Origin of the sequence: Tychonema sp. LEGE 06208, assembly GCF_015207505.1 — a bacterium.
Lineage (GTDB): Bacteria > Cyanobacteriota > Cyanobacteriia > Cyanobacteriales > Microcoleaceae > Microcoleus.
This window is the reverse complement of record NZ_JADEWT010000030.1, coordinates 35,219-55,959: the sequence shown is the minus strand read 5'-3', so window position 1 is coordinate 55,959 and position 20,741 is coordinate 35,219. Positions and strand designations below refer to the sequence as shown.

General features: G+C 44.5%; 22 protein-coding genes. 13 read left to right on the top strand and 9 right to left on the bottom strand.

Annotation, left to right across the window (positions count from 1 at the left end):
- Window positions 1-440: 440 nt before the first annotated feature.
- The 4 genes from IQ263_RS10700 to IQ263_RS10685 form a co-directional block, all read right to left on the bottom strand.
- Entirely contained in the window at window positions 441-1,322 is an 882-nt protein-coding gene (locus IQ263_RS10700) for a ParB/Srx family N-terminal domain-containing protein (RefSeq protein ID WP_194067411.1), read from the bottom strand.
- Window positions 1,322-2,824 carry an AAA family ATPase gene (locus IQ263_RS10695; protein ID WP_194067410.1) on the bottom strand — a complete coding sequence of 501 codons (1,503 nt, stop codon included), beginning with the start codon at window positions 2,822-2,824 and terminating at the stop codon, window positions 1,322-1,324. Before IQ263_RS10695 ends, IQ263_RS10700 begins: the two co-directional genes overlap by 1 nt.
- 313 nt (window positions 2,825-3,137) lie before the next feature.
- Complete coding sequence (locus IQ263_RS10690) at window positions 3,138-4,187, bottom strand: fatty acid desaturase (protein ID WP_194067409.1); 1,050 nt, start codon at window positions 4,185-4,187, stop codon at window positions 3,138-3,140.
- A gap of 266 nt (window positions 4,188-4,453) precedes the next feature.
- Window positions 4,454-4,723, bottom strand: a complete 270-nt coding sequence (locus IQ263_RS10685; protein WP_333114921.1) for a hypothetical protein — start codon at window positions 4,721-4,723, stop codon at window positions 4,454-4,456.
- A 138-nt stretch (window positions 4,724-4,861) separates the two neighbouring features.
- On the opposite strand from IQ263_RS10685, the gene thrC reads away from it, so the two are divergent.
- A complete protein-coding gene (thrC, locus tag IQ263_RS10680) occupies window positions 4,862-5,998 on the top strand; it encodes a threonine synthase (protein WP_194067408.1) in 1,137 nt (378 codons plus the stop codon).
- A gap of 115 nt (window positions 5,999-6,113) precedes the next feature.
- Complete coding sequence (locus IQ263_RS10675) at window positions 6,114-6,395, top strand: hypothetical protein (RefSeq protein WP_194067407.1); 282 nt, start codon at window positions 6,114-6,116, stop codon at window positions 6,393-6,395.
- 202 nt (window positions 6,396-6,597) lie between these two features.
- Here IQ263_RS10675 and IQ263_RS10670 read toward each other — a convergent pair whose 3' ends face one another.
- Entirely contained in the window at window positions 6,598-7,236 is a 639-nt protein-coding gene (locus IQ263_RS10670) for a DNA repair protein RecN (RefSeq protein WP_194067406.1), read from the bottom strand.
- Window positions 7,237-7,382: 146 nt separating this feature from the next.
- Here IQ263_RS10670 and IQ263_RS10665 point away from each other — a divergent pair, with 146 nt between their 5' ends.
- Entirely contained in the window at window positions 7,383-8,414 is a 1,032-nt protein-coding gene (locus tag IQ263_RS10665) for a YihY/virulence factor BrkB family protein (protein ID WP_194067405.1), read from the top strand.
- A gap of 491 nt (window positions 8,415-8,905) precedes the next feature.
- Entirely contained in the window at window positions 8,906-9,568 is a 663-nt protein-coding gene (locus tag IQ263_RS10660) for a hypothetical protein (RefSeq protein ID WP_194067404.1), read from the top strand.
- 108 nt (window positions 9,569-9,676) lie between these two features.
- Here the strand turns inward: IQ263_RS10660 and IQ263_RS10655 are convergent, their stop codons facing one another.
- Window positions 9,677-9,898 (bottom strand): hypothetical protein, encoded by a 222-nt coding sequence (locus IQ263_RS10655; protein ID WP_194067403.1) that lies wholly within the window; start codon window positions 9,896-9,898, stop codon window positions 9,677-9,679.
- A 467-nt stretch (window positions 9,899-10,365) separates the two neighbouring features.
- Here IQ263_RS10655 and IQ263_RS10650 point away from each other — a divergent pair, with 467 nt between their 5' ends.
- From IQ263_RS10650 to IQ263_RS10625, 6 genes are all read left to right on the top strand, one after another.
- Window positions 10,366-10,698, top strand: coding sequence for a hypothetical protein (locus IQ263_RS10650; protein ID WP_194067402.1), 333 nt, complete (start codon window positions 10,366-10,368; stop codon window positions 10,696-10,698).
- A 136-nt stretch (window positions 10,699-10,834) separates the two neighbouring features.
- Window positions 10,835-12,142, top strand: a complete 1,308-nt coding sequence (locus IQ263_RS10645) for a hypothetical protein (RefSeq protein WP_194067401.1) — start codon at window positions 10,835-10,837, stop codon at window positions 12,140-12,142.
- A gap of 353 nt (window positions 12,143-12,495) precedes the next feature.
- Complete coding sequence (locus tag IQ263_RS10640) at window positions 12,496-13,173, top strand: hypothetical protein (RefSeq protein ID WP_194067400.1); 678 nt, start codon at window positions 12,496-12,498, stop codon at window positions 13,171-13,173.
- 79 nt (window positions 13,174-13,252) lie between these two features.
- A complete protein-coding gene (locus IQ263_RS10635; RefSeq protein ID WP_194067399.1) occupies window positions 13,253-14,392 on the top strand; it encodes a hypothetical protein in 1,140 nt (379 codons plus the stop codon).
- A 53-nt stretch (window positions 14,393-14,445) separates the two neighbouring features.
- Entirely contained in the window at window positions 14,446-14,952 is a 507-nt protein-coding gene (locus IQ263_RS10630; RefSeq protein WP_194067398.1) for a PEP-CTERM sorting domain-containing protein, read from the top strand.
- Window positions 14,952-16,277 carry an O-antigen ligase family protein gene (locus IQ263_RS10625; RefSeq protein ID WP_194067397.1) on the top strand — a complete coding sequence of 442 codons (1,326 nt, stop codon included), beginning with the start codon at window positions 14,952-14,954 and terminating at the stop codon, window positions 16,275-16,277. Before IQ263_RS10630 ends, IQ263_RS10625 begins: the two co-directional genes overlap by 1 nt.
- Before the next feature lie 171 nt (window positions 16,278-16,448).
- Here IQ263_RS10625 and IQ263_RS10620 read toward each other — a convergent pair whose 3' ends face one another.
- A complete protein-coding gene (locus tag IQ263_RS10620; RefSeq protein ID WP_194067396.1) occupies window positions 16,449-17,165 on the bottom strand; it encodes a DUF1997 domain-containing protein in 717 nt (238 codons plus the stop codon).
- A gap of 121 nt (window positions 17,166-17,286) precedes the next feature.
- On the opposite strand from IQ263_RS10620, the gene IQ263_RS10615 reads away from it, so the two are divergent.
- Together IQ263_RS10615 and IQ263_RS29795 are read left to right on the top strand one after the other, a co-directional pair.
- On the top strand, window positions 17,287-17,946 hold the full coding sequence (locus tag IQ263_RS10615; protein ID WP_194067395.1) for an NAD(P)H-binding protein: 660 nt from the start codon (window positions 17,287-17,289) through the stop codon (window positions 17,944-17,946).
- Between the two features lie 189 nt (window positions 17,947-18,135).
- Window positions 18,136-19,446 (top strand): glycoside hydrolase family 24 protein, encoded by a 1,311-nt coding sequence (locus IQ263_RS29795; protein ID WP_333294310.1) that lies wholly within the window; start codon window positions 18,136-18,138, stop codon window positions 19,444-19,446.
- Window positions 19,447-19,461: 15 nt separating this feature from the next.
- On the opposite strand, the gene IQ263_RS10605 is transcribed toward IQ263_RS29795, so the two are convergent.
- A complete protein-coding gene (locus tag IQ263_RS10605; RefSeq protein ID WP_194067394.1) occupies window positions 19,462-19,857 on the bottom strand; it encodes a hypothetical protein in 396 nt (131 codons plus the stop codon).
- Between the two features lie 250 nt (window positions 19,858-20,107).
- On the opposite strand from IQ263_RS10605, the gene IQ263_RS10600 reads away from it, so the two are divergent.
- On the top strand, window positions 20,108-20,305 hold the full coding sequence (locus tag IQ263_RS10600) for a hypothetical protein (protein WP_194067393.1): 198 nt from the start codon (window positions 20,108-20,110) through the stop codon (window positions 20,303-20,305).
- 47 nt (window positions 20,306-20,352) lie between these two features.
- On the opposite strand, the gene IQ263_RS10595 is transcribed toward IQ263_RS10600, so the two are convergent.
- Entirely contained in the window at window positions 20,353-20,697 is a 345-nt protein-coding gene (locus IQ263_RS10595; RefSeq protein WP_194067392.1) for a Dethiobiotin synthetase, read from the bottom strand.
- Between the last annotated feature and the right edge of the window lie 44 nt (window positions 20,698-20,741).

Genomic DNA, 20,741 nt, shown 5'->3' with positions numbered 1-20,741 from the left:
CCGATACTGACCGTCACTTCTGATGTATTCTCCATCAACTCAACTGATACAGACTACACCATTATTCTTGCCCAATCCGGGAAGGATGTCAATAGATGTCTAAGAATTTAGTTACAGTTTCTTCCCCTGTTTGGTGGATTTGATGGCATGGGCGGCAAAACTTACTGCAATTCCTACAAAAAATCGACTGTGATGAGTTTAACTGCCTGTGGCACACCAATTATACATTGCTTTACTCATCTTTGCTTTTTTTGGCTGTGGGGGCGATCGGGCAGTTTCAAATTTTGTCGGATAGGCTAGAAGCCCGCCCCAACAATGCAATTGCAAGTGATAAGTATTTTTGCCCTAGTCAATTACCTGTCAAAAATCAGGTTTCAACTCGGATTTCAACTCTTGTGGGGCGAGCTTCTAGCCCGCCCCAACAATGAAATTTAAACAGATCACAGCTTATGAGTATTTTGCCAATAATCAATAATTTTAATCATTGTTTTGTCCGTTAACCCCTTAATGCGTTCCACCACATTAGCAAAGGACAAAAACGGCCGCACATCTCGCTCTTTAAGTATTAATTGTATCACCGGAGCCTTCAAAAACGTAGTGGCTTCTAAACTCGCTTTCAGTTGAGCTTTATCTTGATTATTCAATGCCTCCAAAAGCGGCATCGCACCTGACAAGCTCGGTGTAACAGATTCCGGCTCTACCGCCGGAGGTTTTGCAACTTCACTCTCTAATTTCAACCGCTCAATTCTGCGATCCAGCCCAGCCTCAATTAACACAGGTAATTGTTGGGAAAATAGATTCTCAACTTCTTGTATTCTCTCAGCCAACACCTGTTTTTCGCGGGCGTGTTCCGCCTTCAATTCATTGATTTCATTTTCTAACCTAGCTTCAATATTAATCAACCGCTGCTCAAAACTCGATGGCGGTTCCGAAACCGGATTTTCACCCACACTTTCAGTTATCGATAACTCTTCGGGAGTTGCACTTTCACCCCTACTCTCACTGACAGCGCCGCTTCTGAGAATTTCCAGTTGTGCGAGGAGAAGTTCTTCATTTTCTGGTTCCAGAATGAATGCACCGATTGTCTCGCCCTTCAAAGGTTCAATTTCCTTTGCTCTCGCCGCCGCGTAATACTCAAAATTTCCATCTACTATTTCGTAGGAATCCATACCCGTGCGGCGAACAATTATCGGATTAATCAATCCTCCCAAATCTAAAATCAGTCTCGCTAATTTCTCCAAATCCGGCTCAGCAAAATTGGAAGAAGGCACAGCAGATACAATCTTTTTCACCGCAACCAGCGACGGAAATAATTTTTTCATTAATTTTTACCTGTTTTTTCCAAAACTTCTACTGCTAGCATTTCAAATTCTTGAGCAGCGATGGAATCTGGCTTAAAGTCCAGTACCGAAATCGGATCGGAAATTTCCATATCTCCCACGATTTGAATTTGTTCTGCACACTTAGCCAAATCATCTCTCTCGTAAATCACGCTGTCCATAATTTCAATACCGTAACGTTGGGGAATTGTTTCCCGCCGCTTCGGCAAACTGTACTGTACAAATTTAGCATTTGTCGAGATTTTGCAAGGCAGAACTCCTAAAATTGCTAGAGGTTTCTTGCCAATTTGTTTCTTGAATCCATTAACTTTTTTAATAAAATCCTTGACATTAATCAGTCCTTGATTGGCAAAGGGTTTTAAGTCAGAAGGAATAATCAAATAATCCGCAGCAATCAGCGCCACTCTCGCATAAAAATTCAAAGACGGCGGCGTATCAATCAGTACAATATCGTACTTATCTTGAACTTCCGCTAGTTTTTGAATTAAAATCATGCGGCTGTAATCTAGTTGATTTAGTTCCGTTTCGTAGTACATTAAATCGATGTGGGAAGGAACCACATCAATGGCGGGATTGCAAAAATTAGACTTGCGTGCTACTTCGGCTATTGAATAAAAATCTTCTGATTGTAAAATGTGAAGAATATTGCTATCTTTCAAATCGTCTTGTTCTTCATCATCAAATTTTACCAAACCAGTTGCAAACGTTGTATTTGCTTGACTGTCTAAGTCGATGACTAAAACTTTTTTACCTTCCTTGCTCAGCGCTGCCGCTAAATTGACTACTGTTGTAGTTTTGCCAACGCCGCCTTTGTTGTGGTAGACTGCAATTATTTTCATAGTATTTGGCTTGTTAGATGAAACAGTTACATCTGATTGAACTTGCAGATTAACTGCATTATTTTCCGGTATTTTTTGGGGTTCTGAGATGTCACTTGACTGTGGTTCTGAGGTGGCGAGATTGTCCGGTTGTATTGATACTTCGTTAATTAAATCAGGAATTAATAAATCAATATTACTATCTTCCTGTTCGAGATTTGCTGGATCTTTTAGAGATTTTAAACTATCTCTGCCAATTAAAGCGATAATTTCATCAAGTCTAGTTTCTAGCTCTTCTCCGGCACACTGAAAAACTAACTGAATATCATCGTTGACTTTTTCGTAAATTCTAATTTCTTTAGCGTTAGTTATGACTCCGTAGCGAATGCTTAAACTTGTTAAGTAACGCTTCAGTCTCCTGACGTGACGGTCTAATTTTTCCTTGGGATGTTTGGCTTCGATGACTATACTCATCTGCGAGTCTGCATCGAGCATTAAGGGGATGTATTGGATGCGAAATGAGAGGAAGTCTAGGCGAATATTCCCAAAGGCGATTTCTTGATGCCAACTGTCGGGGGTATAGCCCAGTTTTGGCAACAGATAAGTGACAATGAGTTTGCTTTCTACTTCGCTTTCGTTGCGACAGTTATTAGGATTAAAACTCAAGGGATTTTATAATTTGTTAGTTGTTAGTTGTTAGTTGTTAGTTGTTAGTTGTTAGGTGTTAGTTGTTAGTTGTTAATTGTTAGTTGTTAGGTGTTAGTTGTTAGTTGTTAGTTGTTAGGTGTTAAGTGTTAGTTGTTAATTGTTAGTTGTTAGTTGTTAGTTGTTAATTGTTAATTGTTAGTTGTTAGTTGTTAGTTGTCATTGGGAATTGGGAATTCGTAGCAAGTAACCAATAACCAATAACCAATAACCAATAACCAATAACAACTAACCAATAACAACTAACCAATTCCCAACAACTAATGACTGCTGACTACTTGGTTTGAGCGTTAACTTCCTCTAGTGTCAGATAGCCGCCTGCAGGATTGTACAGGTGACAGTTGTCGGCAATTCGCTTCATTAAAGACCAAGAAAACTTGGTTTCGTAGAGATGAGGTTGCCAGTTTTCCTTGAGGCTGCTGTGGGCGAGGCGCAAGTTGTACCAGGGTATCGCTGTTGAAAGGTGGTGCGGAACGTGGACGTTAATGTCGTGACACAAAAACTCTACCCAGCGGGGATAGTCGCAGTGGACTGTTCCCGATAGTTGCGCTTGGGCTTCGTTCCATTCTGCTGCTGGTTTAAAGGAAATGTCTGGTGCTGTGTGGTGAACAATGGTGAAAGTGCTCATCCAGAAATGGTAAACCATCCAGGGCAGCAACCAAAATTTGACAAATCCCCAAATGCCTGTGGTGGCAATTAATAGCGGAAATCCGATCGCAGCACCGATTAAAACTACCAAAACTGAAAACCGCACTTGTTCGCGCTGTTGGCCTTTGAAGCGCCACCACATGAAGTGTACTTTTGCCCAGTGGGCGATCGAGCCAACCCACCACATCGGGCCGAAGATTAAACTATAAGCTATTTGTAAAGCTTTGGGTGCAGCAGCATAGTCGGCTGCTGTCATCGGCTGCCAAGCATTATCTTCGCCAATTTTGTTGGTATGCTTGTGGTGATAATTGTGTCCGTGCCGCCATGCGTGGAACGGGAAAATTAAGGGCAAAAATGCGAGATGTCCGACTAAATCGTTTACCCAGCGGCGGTTAGCAAATGACCGGTGGCCGCAGTCGTGGCCGATGACAAAAAAACCCGTTAATCCGGTACCGGTGAAAATCCACATCAGGGGCAGTAAATACCAAGGTGATACTGCTATGCCAACATAACCGACAGCTACTAATAAAACGTTGACGATGACTTTTGTCCAAGCTTTGCGGGGGTTTTTGACAAAAACTTCGCGCGGCAGGGTTTTGAGAATATCTTTGAGGCGCAGGTTGGAAGTGTCACTTGCGGATGTCAATTTTAGTGGTTTTTCGATCGATGCTGTCATAAATTGATTTCGATTCTCCGTATGCCATGTGGATGGCTTAACAAAATTAACGCAGTACAAAAGCACAGTAAAATATCAGCTCGCTGTCAGCTAGGGACAGACGAGTTGAACAACAGGCAGGGGCGTTTTAGCAAATGCTAGCTATCGCTAGCCGCCGTTGATAATGGCTAGCGCTTTTGGTTTAAAAAACACTCAGGTTAACTGGGGTTAACAAAACTTTACTTTTTATACCACAGGGGCGGCACAATTAGCACGAGTTGTCACTACTAATTGCCGTTGCTGACAACAGAATTGTGTTCGATCGCCAATTGAGAGCAAGCAACAGAGCGCTGCTGTTTGAGAGTTTGTACCTGCAACAGCAAGGAGTCAATTTCCGCTTGTAAGTGCAGGAACTTAACTTGCTGATCGGCTTGGTAGGGGCACTTAACCAAATCTAATTTGCGAGTCAAGCAGGTCGATCGGGCAGAAGGACTAGCCGTTTCGGGATGGCTCGCGGTGATTTGAGGCCGGGAAAGAGTGGATGAATTATTTGACATTAGTAATTGAGTAGACATATCTACGCATTCACACCATTAAGTTACTTTAACCTGAACCGATCGTATTAAACATCAAATTAACCGATCGAGCTAAAATTAGTGTAAATTCTTTGGCCATTGCCTAAAACCATTGACATCGTGACCCCGATCCTACCTGCTACTGACTCTGCTACTCACTCCGCGGCTAACTCCGCTGCCCCTGCAGCCTCGCCGAAACGCTACGGTTGGCCTGGCTTGATCGAAGCTTATCGCCCCTACCTGCCGGTGACGGAAACCACGCCCGTAGTGACGCTCCAAGAAGGCAACACTCCCCTGATTCCAGCACCGGCGATCGCCTCTCTCATCGGTAGAGACGTGCGCGTCCTGGTCAAATACGACGGCCTCAACCCCACTGGTAGTTTCAAAGACAGGGGGATGACAATGGCAATTTCCAAAGCCAAGGAAGCCGGCGCAGAGGCAGTAATTTGCGCCAGCACCGGCAATACTTCCGCCGCCGCGGCAGCCTACGCCAGACGCGGCGGAATGCGGGCTTTCGTGCTGATTCCCGAAGGATACGTCGCTTTGGGCAAGTTGGCACAAGCCTTGCTTTACGGTGCCGAAGTAATTGCGATTGGGGGAAACTTCGATCGAGCCTTAGAAATCGTCCGCGAAATGGCCGTCAGCTATCCCGTGACTTTAGTCAACTCCGTCAATCCTTACCGCTTAGAAGGGCAGAAAACCGGCGCCTTTGAAGTAGTGGACGCCTTGGGCGACGCGCCCGACTGGCTGTGCATTCCCGTGGGAAATGCGGGAAACATCACAGCATACTGGATGGGTTTTTGTCAATACCACCAAGCAAAAAAATGTTCGCGCCTGCCGCAGATGATGGGATTTCAAGCAGCCGGAGCAGCGCCGTTAGTCACCGGCAAAGCGGTGGCGAACCCGGAAACCTTGGCGACAGCAATTCGGATCGGCAACCCTGCTAGCTGGAAACAGGCGATCGCCGCTTCGGAAGCCAGCCGCGGCAGTTTTAGTGCTGTTACGGATGAGGAAATTCTCGACGCTTACCGCCTGCTAGCATCCCAAGAAGGGATTTTCTGCGAACCCGCAAGCGCCGCTTCTGTAGCCGGTTTGCTGAAGGTAAAAGACCAAGTTCCGACAGGAGCGACAGTGGTTTGCGTGCTCACCGGTAACGGCTTAAAAGACCCGGATACAGCAATCAATCACAGCAATAACAAATTCAAACAGGGAATTGCTCCTAGTTTGGATGCTGTAGCTGGGGCGATGGGATTTTAAGAAGTCATTAGTCATTAGTCATTAGTCATTAGTCATTAGTCATTAGTTATTAGTTATTAGTTATTAGTTATTAGTGATTGGTGATTGGTGATTAGTCATTAGTGATTGGTTATTAGTGCTGTCCCCCCGAGCTTTCCGTCCAACGTCATCAGTCCGATGTCCGTCGGAAGAAGGAAGTTCGGCAACGAGCAATGTACGGGATGTAACGGATGTAAGTCCGATGTCCGTCGGAAGAAGGAAGAAGGAAGAAGGAAGAAACTACTTGCTACTTGTTACCAGACTCTGCCTGGTAACGCAGATAGGCGAGGCTCTACCTCCATCTGGGAAACAGTTACATAAAGCGAGGCAGAGCAAGAGTGATATGGGTTCCTTTCGCTGGAGCCTGGGAACCAGTTAAAGTCAACACTACAGGTTTGTAGTGCGGACTTGAGTCGGTTCGTAGTGCGGAATAAAGTCCGTACTACGAACCGTTTTTGTTATATTAGTAGTTCTTGTTTTGCGGAATAAAGTCCGTACTACGAACCGTTTTTGTTATATTAGTCGATCGCACAAAATCTAACCGTCCCACAAATGTTCGCCACAAGTCGCTTGGCTCATTCCTAATTCCCGAAGGGCGGTAAATCTATTAACTGGTTTTTAGAAGGTGGAAGCTGAGCGGAATTTCGACCATTTGGAGCGGGATTTTGACGAATTTCGATCGCAGTTTCGCCGGGATTTGCAGTGCGAGTAGGTACTATTTCAAGAGAATATGCTGGTGTTTCCATTTTGGTAGTAGGAACAGTTTGTGCTTTCGCCAGCAAGTCAACTGCGTCTCCGAGGGCGGTGGTTAAATTCCTGCTAGTATCGGCGTGACGGGCTTCTTCTTGTTTGAGGGCTTGACTCAATTGTTTAATTTGTTCGATCGCCCGATCGCGCTCTTCGAGAACTTCTGCTAACTTAGCTTTAAGTTCGCCCACTGTTTGCAGTTGTGCGACTTCCTGCTGGCGAGCAATTCCAGCATCTTCGCCTTCGGGCGCAATCGGCGAAAAACTTTGTAACTCTTCTATTTGTGCTTCCAAAGCAGCGATGCTTTGCTGAGTTAATTTAGCATCATTCCGGCGCTGTTCGGCTTCTGTATTGTAAAGCTGTCGCCACTGAGCCGCACTTTCACCCGCATCATCGCGATCGCGCGAAACCTCTGTTAACTGCTGTTGCAGCCGCTTAATTTCATCTAACCACTGTCTGACATCCTGAGCCATATTGTTAATTTTAGATTTTAGATTGAAGAATGGGTAATAGCTTAATTAATTAACGCTCTTGATTTCCAATTGTCGTTAGCGGAGCCCTCGAAGAAGATCGCCCGTACATCCATTTTGCATTTTCACCTTTCCCCTTTCCTGTGCCTATGAACATTTATTACTGGTTGCGCTACCTGAGTTTAGCTTTGTTTAAGGCGCTTTTAAAGAAGCTTCGAGCCATCACAAAAAAGTTTAGTGATTTTTTAGTGTTTTGTCGGTGTTTGACTTGGGGCACGCTCAGGGAAGTCGGCGCGCAAGCGGGAGAGCAGCGCTTGCCTGGGCTGTCAGCAGAAATGGCCTACAATTCTATACTGGCGCTATTTCCGGGGCTGTTGGCGGTGTTGTCGGCGATCGCCCTTTTTGAACCTTTGCAGTCAACACTGTATCAAATCGCCGGTCTTTTGGGGGAAGTAATACCCGATGACATTCGCAATTTGATTCGCGGCGTCATCAAAGAAATTCTGTTAACTCGCAATAAAGGGCTGTTTTCCGTGAGTTTTGTAGTGTCGCTGTGGGCATTTTCTGGAGTCATGAGCGCGGCGATGGCTGCTCTCGATCGCATCCATAAAATCCCTAGCGATCGAACTAGATCTTTTGTGAAAGCGAAACTCATTTCTATAGGTCTGAGTATCGGTACAATTGTGCTGTTAATTATAGCATCGGCCGCCGTATTTGTCAGCGACTTAATTGTACAAGCTATTGCCCGCCAGAGTTGCCTGCTGGAGTCCGTCGCCAATTGCGATTTAAAAGATGTCCAAAATTGCTTGCTGCTAGCCAAAAACTGCCCTTTAGAGTCGCAACTATTAGCTGTTTGGGGGCTGTGGCGGTGGCCGATTGCTTTAGGGATTGTATCAGTTGCCTTTGCCTTTGTTTATCGCTACGGGCCCAGCCGCCACCAAGCCAATATTCCGATTTTTTCGGGAGCAGTTTTTGCTGCTATTTTGTGGGCGCTGTTTTCGGCTTTGTTTCGGTTTTATGTTGTGCATTTGAGCAATTTCACTTGGGCTTACGGGACGATCGGAACTTTTATTATGTTGCTGTTGTGGCTCGATCTTTCTTCTTTGGCGATGTTGCTCGGAGCTCAGTTAAACGTGACAGTAGGAAAAGCTATGAAACAATTGATAGGGTATAGGGCATAGGGCATTGGGCATTGGGCATTGGGCATTGGGCATTGGGCATTGCAACCAACAACCAACAAATAACAGTCAACAGTCAACAGTCAACAGTCAACAGTCAACAGTTAACAGTTAACAGTCAACAATCAACAGTGAATTTACTATTCCGATGAATAGAGAATTTGATATGAGGTATGGATCGCTTTTTCAATCGCTCAATCCCACAATCTAAAGTCTAAAATTTGTCAATCCCCAATCTAAAATCTAAAATCTAAAATCGACTGAATTTTCACCTTTTTGAGAAAGGCAATAAATACCGGATGTTTGGTTATCGGCGCAGTAAAGTGCTGAGGATACCCGTAACAAAAGACAAAAAAATCAGTACCCAAATAACACCGCCGGGAAGGAATGTCAAGAGGCCAACACCTCGGAGAATCCAAACTAACAAAGTTATCCCGAAAACTGTTAAGAAGATGCGGGTTGATAATCGAAGTTGAAATCTTGAGGAATTACTCATGTTGAATCTAAAAATTTTATCTGGATCGATGATAGCTGTTTTGCTGGCGATCGGCAGTTACCTCACCTTAATCTCGATTCCCGGGGCTGCTGTGGCGCGTGGGGGCGCACATAAGCTGGGGGAAACGGCCAATGCTGCGACAAAACCTTCCTCTACAAGTGTAGCAATTAGCGATCGGGCAATTGGCGAAGCAAAAGTGGGAATGACTTTCCGACAACTGAAACAAGCTCTCGGTTCCACCGCACAGTTTAAGGTAGAGTCTCCTTTTATGGTAGACTTTGATGCAGTGGCGATTAGTCGATCGGGCAAAGTGCAGTATCGGATTATCTACGCTGCTGGTACAAAGCTGAAAGATACCGATGTTATTGACCTTCTGATGACTGAGAATCCTAACTATAAAACAGTTCAGGGCGTCGGGCCGGGAATGAAATTGAAACAAGCAGAAGCAATTTACGGCAAAGCTACTTTATCTTATAACGTGGACAATGAAATGAGAGAAGGAGTGGTTTTTGCCAAACAACCGACTCGAAAAATTATGTTTGTTCCCAAAGCAGATGGAAAGCAATTTGCTGGAGTTTACGGTGCTGGCAAAAATGGATTTTATCAGACTAACAAGTATCAGCCAAATGCTGCGATTAAGTCCGTGATGGTGCGGAAATAAATTTAAGCGTCAGATATTAAGATAAGCTGGCGCGGCTCTAATTTTCCCCATCCTGTTTCTTGAAACCATGAGTGGGGTGGGCTGGAGAGTCTGCCCCAAAAATTAAATTTAAAGGTATTTATTAAGAAGGCTGTTGTCTGTTTGTTGTCGATCGACCTCTTGAGTTCCATAGTACAACAAGTGCGATCGACCTTTTGAGTAAATTGTCCAAACGTGCGATCGACCTTTTGAGTAAATTGTCCAAACGTGCGATCGACTTTTTGAGTTCCATTGTACAACAAGTGCGTGAAGCGCAGCTATCCCGTAGGGAATCGACGTTTCGGCTTGCATCACACATTTAAATAAAACTACTTACATAAAACACTTAGACTCACTTGAGCAAGGTTAGAGACAAAGTTGTATTTTGTGCCGCTGTAAAATCACCAATTTTCTAGTCTACCGGATATAATTTATAATCCTAGGCAACAATTACTCTTGAAGATTGCGTGAAGTCAACGGAGTATATTGTAAATATTCTGTAAATTTAACTTCACTGTACCTACATATAAATACCCGGTTGAGCATAAAATTGGGATTTAATATGAACATCAAAAAGTTCAGTAAAAATACTCATTATGTACTCTAATAATGTTGATAGCGTGTTTGTAATCGAAATTCAGTCCAGCCGTTAAGTCCTGTAAATAGAACAGTTACAAAGCTTAATGATGTTGTCTATTTTTGATTGAGCTTTTAACTAGATACATTTGTGGCATCGTTATCAATCTTTTCATTTATAATCAGGGGCATCAGGAGGACTTATGAACTACTGGGGACAAGCTTACGGTAAAAACATTACTGCGACAGACGTGATTGCAGACAACCATCTTTTGCTAGCTAGCAATCAGTTTTGTAGCAGTTGCCATCACACAATTGGCCAAACTCCCACCATCGATCTGAAGTATGAGTTTGTGGCAGCGACTAAAAAGGAAATTGCCTCTCAACAGCACTTGCCAGAGCGTTTAAAACTGCAATTATCCTATGGTTTCCCCCCGGTAGAATGCAGAATATGCCGTCCAATTATTGGTCAAATTCTTCTTCGTCACATTGGCCTAGTTCTGCGTCGGCTCGAAATGATTGTCAGCCTGTTTTAGGATATTATCGATACACTTTAGTGAAGCAGCCCCGACCTTCTAGCGGTGGCGGTAAATTATTTTAGTTGACGGTAATTGGTGCGGCGGTGTGGTTCTGGTTTGTTCGCTGATTGTCCGGTAATTGAGAGGGCGAGCAATGAGGTATTTTTTCCGGTTTTTATTAGCTTTACTAATGGCCGCGCTTTTGGTAGTAACCTATGGAAGTATACAAGCTGTTGGCAATGAAAATTCAAAAGTTGAAAAGGTAACAAACATGGCATCTAGAAAATCTAAGCGCAGCAATCAAGTTAAACAAAATGACCTTCAACTGAAAGAAAATAGCCTTCAACTGAAAATGGAATGGCCAAAAATTGTGGCAATATCCATCCCCGAAAACAAGCCCGGTGTCACTGCTGAATTCAGCTTTACTGTCAGCCTTACTAATAATACACCAGCCCCTGTTCCCTTGGCTATAGATTATGATGCTTTAATTCCAGAAATATTCGGACCAGATGGTCAAGCACTGCACCGAAGAGAACCGATAAATAGGCAAATTGGGAACGGAGAATATCATGGCTCGTTAGTTGGGGTCAGACAGCAGATATCCACCTCTATGGAGGGAAGACTGTCTTGGCAAAATAATTTACTTCAACTGATATTACATCGCCCCACCTACGATGAAAGCCCTATTGATATCGATAAATCTTGGTCTTTTGATATTCTTGGGTCTGGGGAATATCAGGTTCGATTCACTTATGAAACTCCGACGGGGATAATAGTATACACAAATCCATTCACTCTTTTTAACATTAAAGAAATACTAGAAAAAAAAGAAATGCCGCTAGAGAGAATAGAAGTAGCTGGGACAGGTCAGTTGGTAACTCCCTTAGCTAATTTTCGCCTACTTCAACCTGTTGGGTTGCATAACAGCGCCGTGGAAGTAGATGGTATTCGTTTTGAAACTTTCATACCTGAGCCATTGTTAACCCTGCCACATAAGAATGACAATTCCTACCAATCTGTACAGATTGGTATGCGGATTACCAACAACACACCAACCCCATTTTACTTCAGCTTTTATGGCAGTTTTTACCCAGAACTTATAATGCCAGATGGTCAGGTACAGCGAAGAGGCTATGCTACCGACTGGATGAGAGGGCCTGAAGAATCTGACTTTCTGTTAGTCACACCTGGAAAGAGTGTGACATTTTTTCCAGATATCAGCCTCTTCTGGACTAACCATAGCCAATTTTCGCTTGGTGTCTCTAGCGGATATGGTGGCTCATGCTCTTTTGACCAACTCAAGCCAGGTATATATCACTTCCGCTTCCAGTATTACAATACGAGTGATACCATACCGAAGAAAAATCTTGCTGGGGAGTCGATTGAAAGTCTGCCAATAGAAAAAGTTTGGACTGGGTGGGTGGATACTCCCTTTGTTGAATTCCGCTTAATCGAGCTTTGAATGGCGAATCACTATTTCTTTTTGTGTAATTTCCCCCATACGTAAAAACAATGCAATTCAGAAAATTTTTCTTCGTATTATCAACTAGCTCGATAATCGTGCTTTCCGGCCCATCTAGTAGTGCGTTTACTCTCACACAGAATGTAGGACTACTCACATCTGAGTCTAAATTGGCCTAGTTCTGCGTCGGCTCGAAATGATTGTCAGCCTGTTTTAGGATATTATCGATACACTTTAGTGAAGCAGCCCCGACATTCTAGCGGTGGCGGTAAATTATCTTGGTTGACGGTAATTGGTGCGGCGGTGTGGTTCTGGTTTGTTCGCTGATTGTCCGGTAATTGAGAGGGCGAGATATGAAGTATTTTTTTATATTTCTGGTGGCTTTATTTCTGTCTGGAGGACTAGCAGTAACTCATGCTTCTAGCGAAGTATTTGCTTCAATAAATATGAGAGCAGTCAAAACTACTGAATTAACATCTGTTCAGTTAACTGATACCAACAATTCAGTTGAAGTAGATGGAGTCATCTTTGAAACTGTTGTGCCGAATCAGGTAGTGACTATTCCAGAAAATATGCCAGATATAAAGACCCCTTGGCAATTTGGTATTCGCATTACCAACAAAACCTCACTACCCATCCGTTTCAATAAGTACCACCTTACCCCAGAATTCATAGGATTCAATGATAAAGCCCTTTTTATGGATGACTTTGCATTGAGTCTTATACCTCTGACTGAGCGTGATTTTCCATTGGTTCCACCTGGAAAAAGCTTCACAGTATTTTGGGAAGGAGAATTCTACTGGAATGAGAATAGCCTTCTATTTGTAGCCTACTATAATCGGTGGAAAAATCGTTCATTGTCATTCGGAACTTTCAGCCCCGGTACTTATCATGTTCGATTTACCTACGAAAATGCTAATACAGAGAGTTCTTACTTCGATCAACAAAATCGACAACTTAGAAAGTTAAGAGGAATTGTGAAAGGTCTATTTTCTACTCCGTGGGTAGAAATTAAATTAGTCTCTTCCTAAGCAAGATTTGTTTCCCAATTGCCTTTGGCATCATATTTGAACCAAGCCTAATCTTTTTTGAAAATAAGGAAATACCACAATGCGATCGCAAAAATTGTCCGTGATTATTTTAGCAACAGCGGTACTGACAGAGCCGATGTGTCAGCATAGCCTTGCGTTTAACATCAAAGGTCAAATAAATAGTTCTTCTGATTCTATACAGGTAAGTATTCCCGATAGCGATCTTACTGGCATTGTTACTGTAAAAACGAAAAATATAAAAGAAATAGAACGGGGTGGAAGCAGGGATTTTTTGAATATACTAGGACAAAGCTATGGAGCTAACTGGCAATTCAAAAAAGGTGCAAATTTAAACGGGAATTTTAATGTTACAAGTTACTATCCCTGTCAACCTCTGACTCCTTGTGGAGGTGATTTAGCTGGTAAGTATCCAGGAGTGACATTTCCTATACCGGGTGGCAATAAAGGTGGAGTAGGAGCTTCTTTCTCCGTAGATTACGAGCGTAGCCGTCAGGATGAACCAAATCCAAACATTGATAATAATACTTTTTGGATTCAAAGAGCAACTGTTAATACGGGCGGTCAGCCTATAACGGTTTATGGTCAGACAAAAACTTATTTTGATTTAATTGATACTCCCAATCCTCTCAACCCTTTCTATCCCGGTGGAGGATCATCTGGAAAAACCAACGCTCAAACAGGAGAGCTTTTGTTTTCTGCGTTCGACGTACCTTACAATTCTATACAATACCCAAAACCAAGTTACTTTTATAACAATGATTGGAATTTTGAACTTTACTTAGCTAAGTTTATAGGGCCTAAAATAATCAACAATAAAACTGTTGGATTTGTCAAAATTTACAATGGTATTTCATGGGTTGGACAAGCACATTTACCCCAAATCCTAGCCCTAAACCTTATTCCGGTGCTAGCGGTGGCGGCGGATGCGTGTCTGTTACACCCTCTCCGCGCCCTACCCCAAGACCATCCCCTACCCCAAGTCCGCGCCCGACTCCAAGACGATCTCCTACCCCAAGTCCTCGCCCAGCCCCCAGCCCCAGTCCGCGTCCAGCACCGAGTCCGCGTCCAGCGCCGAGCCCCAGTCCGCGTCCAGCACCGAGTCCGCGTCCAGCACCGAGTCCCAGGGGTGGCGGTCGTCCGATTCGGGCGGTTCCCGCTTCTTCTCTCAGAAGTGCTAATACCGTTACCTTCGCCCTGAAGCCACTTTTTGAAAGTGCTAACAAAGGTAACAATAACTACGCCACTGATTACGTGGACATAGCAAGCGTCAGTCACGAGTTACTTGTAAGTCCTGAACTATCCTCAACTTCTAGCAACTCTAAAGATGTAAACGTAGCTAGTGTTAGTGGCGAACTGCTAGAAAATTCTGAACTATCATCAACTCCTAGCAGCGAAAAGAAGGTAGATTTAACTGACATTAGCAGCAATCTACTTCTTGATTCAGAATCATTATCAACCGACAGTAACGAAAACCAAATTGATTTAGCCAGCATCAGTGGCGACTTACTGGAAGACCCAGAATTATCATCAACTGACAGTAACGAAAATGAACTTGATTTAGCAGGCATCAGCGGCGACTTACTTGAAGACCCAGGACTAGCCTCAAAGGATAGCAACTCCCTAGCTTCTAAAAACCCTGACGACGACGCCCTCCCCGCCGAAGCCGTTCCTGAACCCACCAGCGGCTTAGGTACTCTCTTGGCACTCGGTGGATTAGGTCTACTTCTCAAGCTCAAAAACAGGAAAAACAAAGAGTAATGAAAACCCTTTACACCATCCTGTATGCCCTCAGCATCATCCTCATCAACCCCTGGGGAACTACCCGCGGCCTCATCTGGACATCGCCCAAAGTATTGATTGTTTGGCTAATAATTTCCCTCAACATCGGCCTTTTATTATCGCAAAAAAAATCCATCGCGATTCCCCAAAACTGGAAAAATAGCTTCATACTTTGGACGATATTTCTCTCAATAGGAGCCATCTCTACCCTGCACAGTCCCTTTCCTTTAACATCTTTTTTCGGTCAAGACCAAATGGGAGACGGTTGGCTTTACTGGCTGTTAATCGCCGCCTTCACTCTCAGCAACAGTTTGCTTCTAATCGCACGCCCGCAACTGATCAATTCCCAATTCCAAGGATTGCTAATTGGTGGCATCATCCTTTCTCTGAGTATCTTTCCTCAAATTATTGACTGGCGGATTGACTACACCGCTACAATGGGCAGACTAATCAGAGAAGATGTTCTAGCCAGCAGCATTTTTCAAGAACAGCAACCTATAGGATTGTACTCCCATCGCGGACACGCATCCATAGTTTTAGTGCTGACGGCGATTACTGCGATTGTCGGTTGGTTTTGGAGATTTACCTCTACTAAATTAACTGTAATTACTTTGATTTTAACTGTTCCGGCACTGCTGCTAACTTCTACCCGCAGTGCAATTGTAGCTTTGATTGTTGCCAGTGCTTATTTGCTCGATCGCCCTTATTACAAAATTCTCATCGGCATAGCCCTGATAGGAGCCCTCGCTGTGGGCATCATGACCGTCAACCGACCCCTCAACTGGCAAAAACCGAGCATCGAACAAGTCATGTCCAGCCGTTCCCCGATGTGGGAACTCTCAGCGCGAGGCATCAAAAAGCGCCCGCTATTTGGATGGGGATTTGACGGATTAGGGATTGCCTATCCCTATATCAGAAATCCTCAAATAACTCCTATAGTTGTCAACTTGAACGAGTTTACCTACGACTATATTAACATAAAAGGTGAAATTAGCACCAGAGAAATTCCTACTTATAAAGCTCACAATTTGATTTTGGATACAACGGTTTCACTTGGTGTTTTGGGACTGATTGCTGGCATCGCACTTTGGGGATATTATTTATCTTTAGCGCTCCAATGCTCGATTGGTGGGATGGCAGCAGTTGCTATTGCTTATCTGGTTTTCGCTGTGACTTGGTTCGACTGCGCTCAATACGCACATATGGTATGGTGGACGCTCAGTTTTGCTGGAGTTAAACATTTTCGTTCTCAAGGTAGTGAGAAAAGAAGATTAGATATTTTGCCTAAGTGTTGGCTGGATTGAGAAACCGCAGATGTCAGGCAGATAAACACAGATAAACGCAGATGATTGAAGAATTTGAAAGCGATTGAGTGCAAGATATCTAGTCAGGATAAAGCCGCCAGAAAGCTCGTAATATTCAGGGTAAGATGCGCCCCTGGCACCGGGAAGAGGTGAGTTGGGGCGCAAGTTTTGTTAGTGTTTTTTAGGATTTTTGGGAAAAGGAATGTTCAAACTTTCGTGAAAAACAAGCTGAGTTTTATAGGTTAAGCGGCGGTTAACTTGTTTGATGATTTTTTCCAAAAGCGCATCGCCGGTTTTTTCTATTAATGGTTGAGACATCGATCGAATAAACTTAGGAAAGCAAACCCCCACAGCTAAATCTAGCTTCCACGCGGCACTGGTAATCGCAGGCGGTAGCTTCGCGCGTTCCGACGCGGGCCAATCGGCGGCAAATTCGTCAGACGGTATCTCTACTAGGTTCATTGCCGATCGAAAATCCACTTCATATCCGGGCGCGGTATAGTTCGGAACCGGGATTGTCTTAATCAAATAGCAGCCTTCAGCGTCCGGCGGCAGCAACTCTAAACCGATTCTCGCTTCAACTCGGTAGCCGAAAGCCCCAAAACGCCCGATTAATAGATCGTAGCCGTTTTCGCCGATCGGCTCAGCTTTCATCGGCCAAGCGCACTGACAAAACCAACTCTTGTGATTGTTCAAATGCTCAGCCACCGTAGCAGCATCGGCGTACATCTCCATGCTGTCTTCAAAATGGGCGTGAAACCAAATCGGCTCAACTTCCTCTGCTGCATCCGCACTTCCACTTTCGGGCTGTCGGAAACTCGCATCTGGGTAGCAATTTTCGTCAGAAGCTTCAACAGTAGTTTGATATTCAGCGGAATCCTGCTTCATAATATGCTCTCCTGTAATACACGCCAATCGATCGGCTTGGGGATGCGGTAAGGAAGTTTCCTCCCTACAATTGGGAAATAGATTGCAACAAAATTTACCCAAGAACAGCATAACCTGACTTATGAAAGCATTTGTAGCAGGAGCCACAGGCCAGACTGGCCGCCGAATTGTCACAGAATTGGTCAAGCGAGGCATTCCCGTGCGCGCTTTAGTCCGAAATTTGGAGACGGCTAGACAGATTTTACCACCGGAGGCTGAGTTAGTGACAGGGGATGTATTAAATGCGACTTCTCTGCGCGACGCGATCGGCGATAGTACGGTGTTGCTGTGCGCGACGGGGGCGGCCCCTGGTTTTGACCCGACAGGGCCTTACAAGGTGGATTTTGAGGGTACTAAAAATTTGGTGGAGGCCGCTAAGGCTCAGGGAATTGAGCATTTTGTGCTGGTGACTTCTCTGTGCGTTTCTCAGTTTTTTCACCCGCTAAATCTGTTTTGGCTGATTCTGGTGTGGAAAAAACAGGCGGAGGAGTATTTGCAAAAAAGCGGCTTGACTTATACGATCGTCCGACCGGGCGGTCTCAAAAATGAGGATAATTCAGATGCGATCGTCATGAGCAGTGCGGATACACTGTTTGAGAACAGCATTCCTCGCACTAAGGTAGCTCAAGTCTGCGTGGAGGCGCTGTTTGAGCCGACTTCTCGCAACAAGATTGTGGAAATTGTGGCGAAGCCGGATGCCCCACAAAAGAGTTTTGAGGAGTTGTTTGCCGGTGTGGTTTGATTGAATTAAGCTTGTTTGGGTTCGGTGCGTCAGGCAAAAACAATCTGATTTGAGTCAAAAATTTGGGCTGACGCACCCTACACCAACTACAGCAACTAAAATCTCCAATTTAAAATTGAGGCTTCGCACCCTGCAGCAATTTTTCGATCGCCAAATCTGACAAAATCTTAATAGTTTTACCATCCGCCGTTGAAATTTCCCTCTCTCAGCATGATGAAAACTCTCAAGTGGCCAGCTTGGTTCCCCTATCCGATTTCGTGGTTAAGGGCATTTGCTCTCGCCCAGAGTTTTAGTTTTATCCTTCGCAGGGGCATTCCTTTCGCTAGCGATGAAATTGGCTTTCTGACTTTGTTGTTGGCGGCTTGGCTGATTCAGTTACCTTTATTCTTTGTCGCTCACTTTTTCGCCGTCAAAATCTTAAATCCGTTACTAATTATGCTACCTGGCCCCAAGGGGAAAGGGCGCAAGTTCAAGCGCGGGCTTACTGGTATGCGATCGCACTTGCGAGAAGGCTTGAATGCTGTTGTAGTGCTTTTTTTTGCGTTTAATCTGGCGCTGTTGGTGCAACTGGCGATTTTTTATTGGCCCGCGCGCGCGATCGATCCGGCTAAATTGTTCGCAGGAATCTCTAATCTCACAAATGTGGCGATTGCGGGTGAATTCGATTTCTGGCTGGTCAAATTGGCGGGGGTTTTATCGATTTTAACGCTGTTAGCTGCGCCGCTATATCAATACGATTTTCGGGTGCGCCGGAGGCGGCTGGCGAGAAAATTAGCCGAAATTGCGGACATGGAAATGACTTTGCTGGAAGCCCAGAAATGGGGCCGTCGCCACACTGGTTTGTTGAGGCGATCGGAAATTCAAATCCTGGGATTTCTACTTTTAATCGGCGCTGTGATTGGCGGCAGTGTTTTTTTGGTTGCCAATTTGCCGCGAAATTTGCCGTTTTCGCAGTCAGCAAGCGAGGTGAGACAAATGCCGCCGCTGGCTATGAAAACCGGCGATCCTTACATTCGAGCTTTGATGCGTACTATTTCTGCTAGCGAGTCAAATGTTTCTCGGCCTTATCACGTTGTTTACGGCGGTAAATATGTATTGGATTTGAGCCGCCATCCTGACTGGTGCGTGAGAATTGTTAACGGCCCGAATCGAGGTAAGTGTACTACGGCGGCGGGCAGATATCAATTTTTGACTACGACTTGGAAGGAGAAGGCGAAGCGCTATCACGCCCGTCGCGCTAATTTTTTATTCTGGGAAGATTACAGTTTTGAACCGGAATATCAGGATGCTGTGGTTTATGCTTGGTTGAGCGATCGCAAGTTTTGGAAAGCTGATATTTCACAGATGTTGCGGCAGGACAGATTAACTGATGTTTTTCGGATGCTTTCGGGAACTTGGACGAGTTTGGGATATGGAATTGAGAACAATTCTATGAGTTCGAGTTTGCCGAAAGTTTATAAAAAAATGCTGCGGGAAGAATTGGCCAATGCTGGTTCTTAGGTTACATTGACTGGTTCATGGTTTTTTTAACTCCGGTAAAAATGCGGTCAGACATTTGTATAATTCTAATCCCGGCCCAGCTTGCAGCGGATAAAGCCGATCGAAATTAATCGGGTTTCCCGGTGCTAGTTTCCACTCGGTTTTTTGCGCTGTTTTCGGCGAAATATCGATCGCTACCGTGATGTTCGTAATGCTGTTGTGCTGCGGGATTCCCCGAAAACAGTAGCTTTTTCCGGTGCGTTTGTCGGAGTCGCTACCGGTGATGTATTTATCTCGTTTGCGAAATTGGATTTCTCGAAAAGGTCGATCGAGCGCAAATGAGTCTCGGAAGCGATAGTCTCCATCGGGCAAATTTTGGATGTCGGGCCTGATTTGAGCTATAACGGTGGCTGCACTGAGAGTTAGCATCATTTATCTGAGTTTTTTTTGCGAAATCAGCGATTTTGGTTCCTGCTGTGGCGCTGCGGGCGATCGGCTGAAATAACGTCAGCCTGTAACAAATTAATAAGAGTTGTTATGCAGTTTAACTCGATCCCTGTCTATCGTGAATAATTATTTCACGGTTTCATCTCGATTAAGAATCTGAGTAACAATAGAAATATTGAGCAAGCCATGAGAAATCTCACGGGCGCATATCTAGAGATTAATTGAGGATGCTGCTATGTTGGGCCTGACGCGAAAAACTAAAAATTTAGGGCGGCTGGAAACAGAAAATTTGGAACAGGGAGGCGGTGTCGCCTCTGGCTGTAAAAGTATCAGCTATGCGCGATCGCGAGTTTACAAAGATGAGGCTTTGGTATCTGCTTCGCTGGCGGGACTGCCGGCTCTTTTGGCATCCTTGGAAAGCTTGCGCGAGTAGAGTTTGATAACTTTGATTGTTAAAAATCCGGAGTTGACTGAGTTAAACTATTGCCACACTCCGGCAAAAATATTCTTGACTGCGATCGCAATTCGACTTAAATCTTCTTTCAGCAGCGGGGGCCAAGAAACTCCTTTGTCGAGTCCGGCTTCAAATTGCTGCAAACTTTCTACTGAGAGTAAATGCAGTGCCGAGATTAATTGCCGATCGAGCATGGGAGATTCTTGCAGGCCCTCAAACAATATTTTTAAAGCTAATAAAATCGATGTCACCTGTCCGGGTACCGGTGGCTGACCTTGTTTGAGGCGCATCAGGAAGGCATCGGGATTTTTTTTAGTTTCGAGGGCGCTTCCTTGGTCGATCAGAAAACTGCGGGCTGTTTTGTAATCCATTGGATGTGCGATCGATCTCCTGCAATTAATTAGCTGGAATTATA

Excerpts from the sequence above, each read along its gene's own strand:
- IQ263_RS10700 (WP_194067411.1), bottom strand. The coding sequence starts at position 1,322 with ATGAAAAAATTATTTCCGTCGCTGGTTGCGGTGAAAAAGATTGTATCT.
- IQ263_RS10600 (WP_194067393.1), top strand. The coding sequence starts at position 20,108 with ATGTTGGGCCTGACGCGAAAAACTAAAAATTTAGGGCGGCTGGAAACA.
- IQ263_RS10645 (WP_194067401.1), top strand. The coding sequence starts at position 10,835 with ATGAGGTATTTTTTCCGGTTTTTATTAGCTTTACTAATGGCCGCGCTT.
- IQ263_RS10650 (WP_194067402.1), top strand. The coding sequence starts at position 10,366 with ATGAACTACTGGGGACAAGCTTACGGTAAAAACATTACTGCGACAGAC.
- IQ263_RS10635 (WP_194067399.1), top strand. The coding sequence starts at position 13,253 with ATGCGATCGCAAAAATTGTCCGTGATTATTTTAGCAACAGCGGTACTG.
- IQ263_RS10615 (WP_194067395.1), top strand. The coding sequence starts at position 17,287 with ATGAAAGCATTTGTAGCAGGAGCCACAGGCCAGACTGGCCGCCGAATT.
- IQ263_RS10625 (WP_194067397.1), top strand. The coding sequence starts at position 14,952 with ATGAAAACCCTTTACACCATCCTGTATGCCCTCAGCATCATCCTCATC.
- IQ263_RS10670 (WP_194067406.1), bottom strand. The coding sequence starts at position 7,236 with ATGGCTCAGGATGTCAGACAGTGGTTAGATGAAATTAAGCGGCTGCAA.
- IQ263_RS10690 (WP_194067409.1), bottom strand. The coding sequence starts at position 4,187 with ATGACAGCATCGATCGAAAAACCACTAAAATTGACATCCGCAAGTGAC.
- IQ263_RS10660 (WP_194067404.1), top strand. The coding sequence starts at position 8,906 with ATGTTGAATCTAAAAATTTTATCTGGATCGATGATAGCTGTTTTGCTG.
- IQ263_RS10640 (WP_194067400.1), top strand. The coding sequence starts at position 12,496 with ATGAAGTATTTTTTTATATTTCTGGTGGCTTTATTTCTGTCTGGAGGA.
- IQ263_RS10685 (WP_333114921.1), bottom strand. The coding sequence starts at position 4,723 with ATGTCAAATAATTCATCCACTCTTTCCCGGCCTCAAATCACCGCGAGC.
- IQ263_RS10595 (WP_194067392.1), bottom strand. The coding sequence starts at position 20,697 with ATGGATTACAAAACAGCCCGCAGTTTTCTGATCGACCAAGGAAGCGCC.
- IQ263_RS10665 (WP_194067405.1), top strand. The coding sequence starts at position 7,383 with ATGAACATTTATTACTGGTTGCGCTACCTGAGTTTAGCTTTGTTTAAG.
- IQ263_RS10605 (WP_194067394.1), bottom strand. The coding sequence starts at position 19,857 with ATGATGCTAACTCTCAGTGCAGCCACCGTTATAGCTCAAATCAGGCCC.
- IQ263_RS10620 (WP_194067396.1), bottom strand. The coding sequence starts at position 17,165 with ATGAAGCAGGATTCCGCTGAATATCAAACTACTGTTGAAGCTTCTGAC.
- IQ263_RS10655 (WP_194067403.1), bottom strand. The coding sequence starts at position 9,898 with ATGCAAGCCGAAACGTCGATTCCCTACGGGATAGCTGCGCTTCACGCA.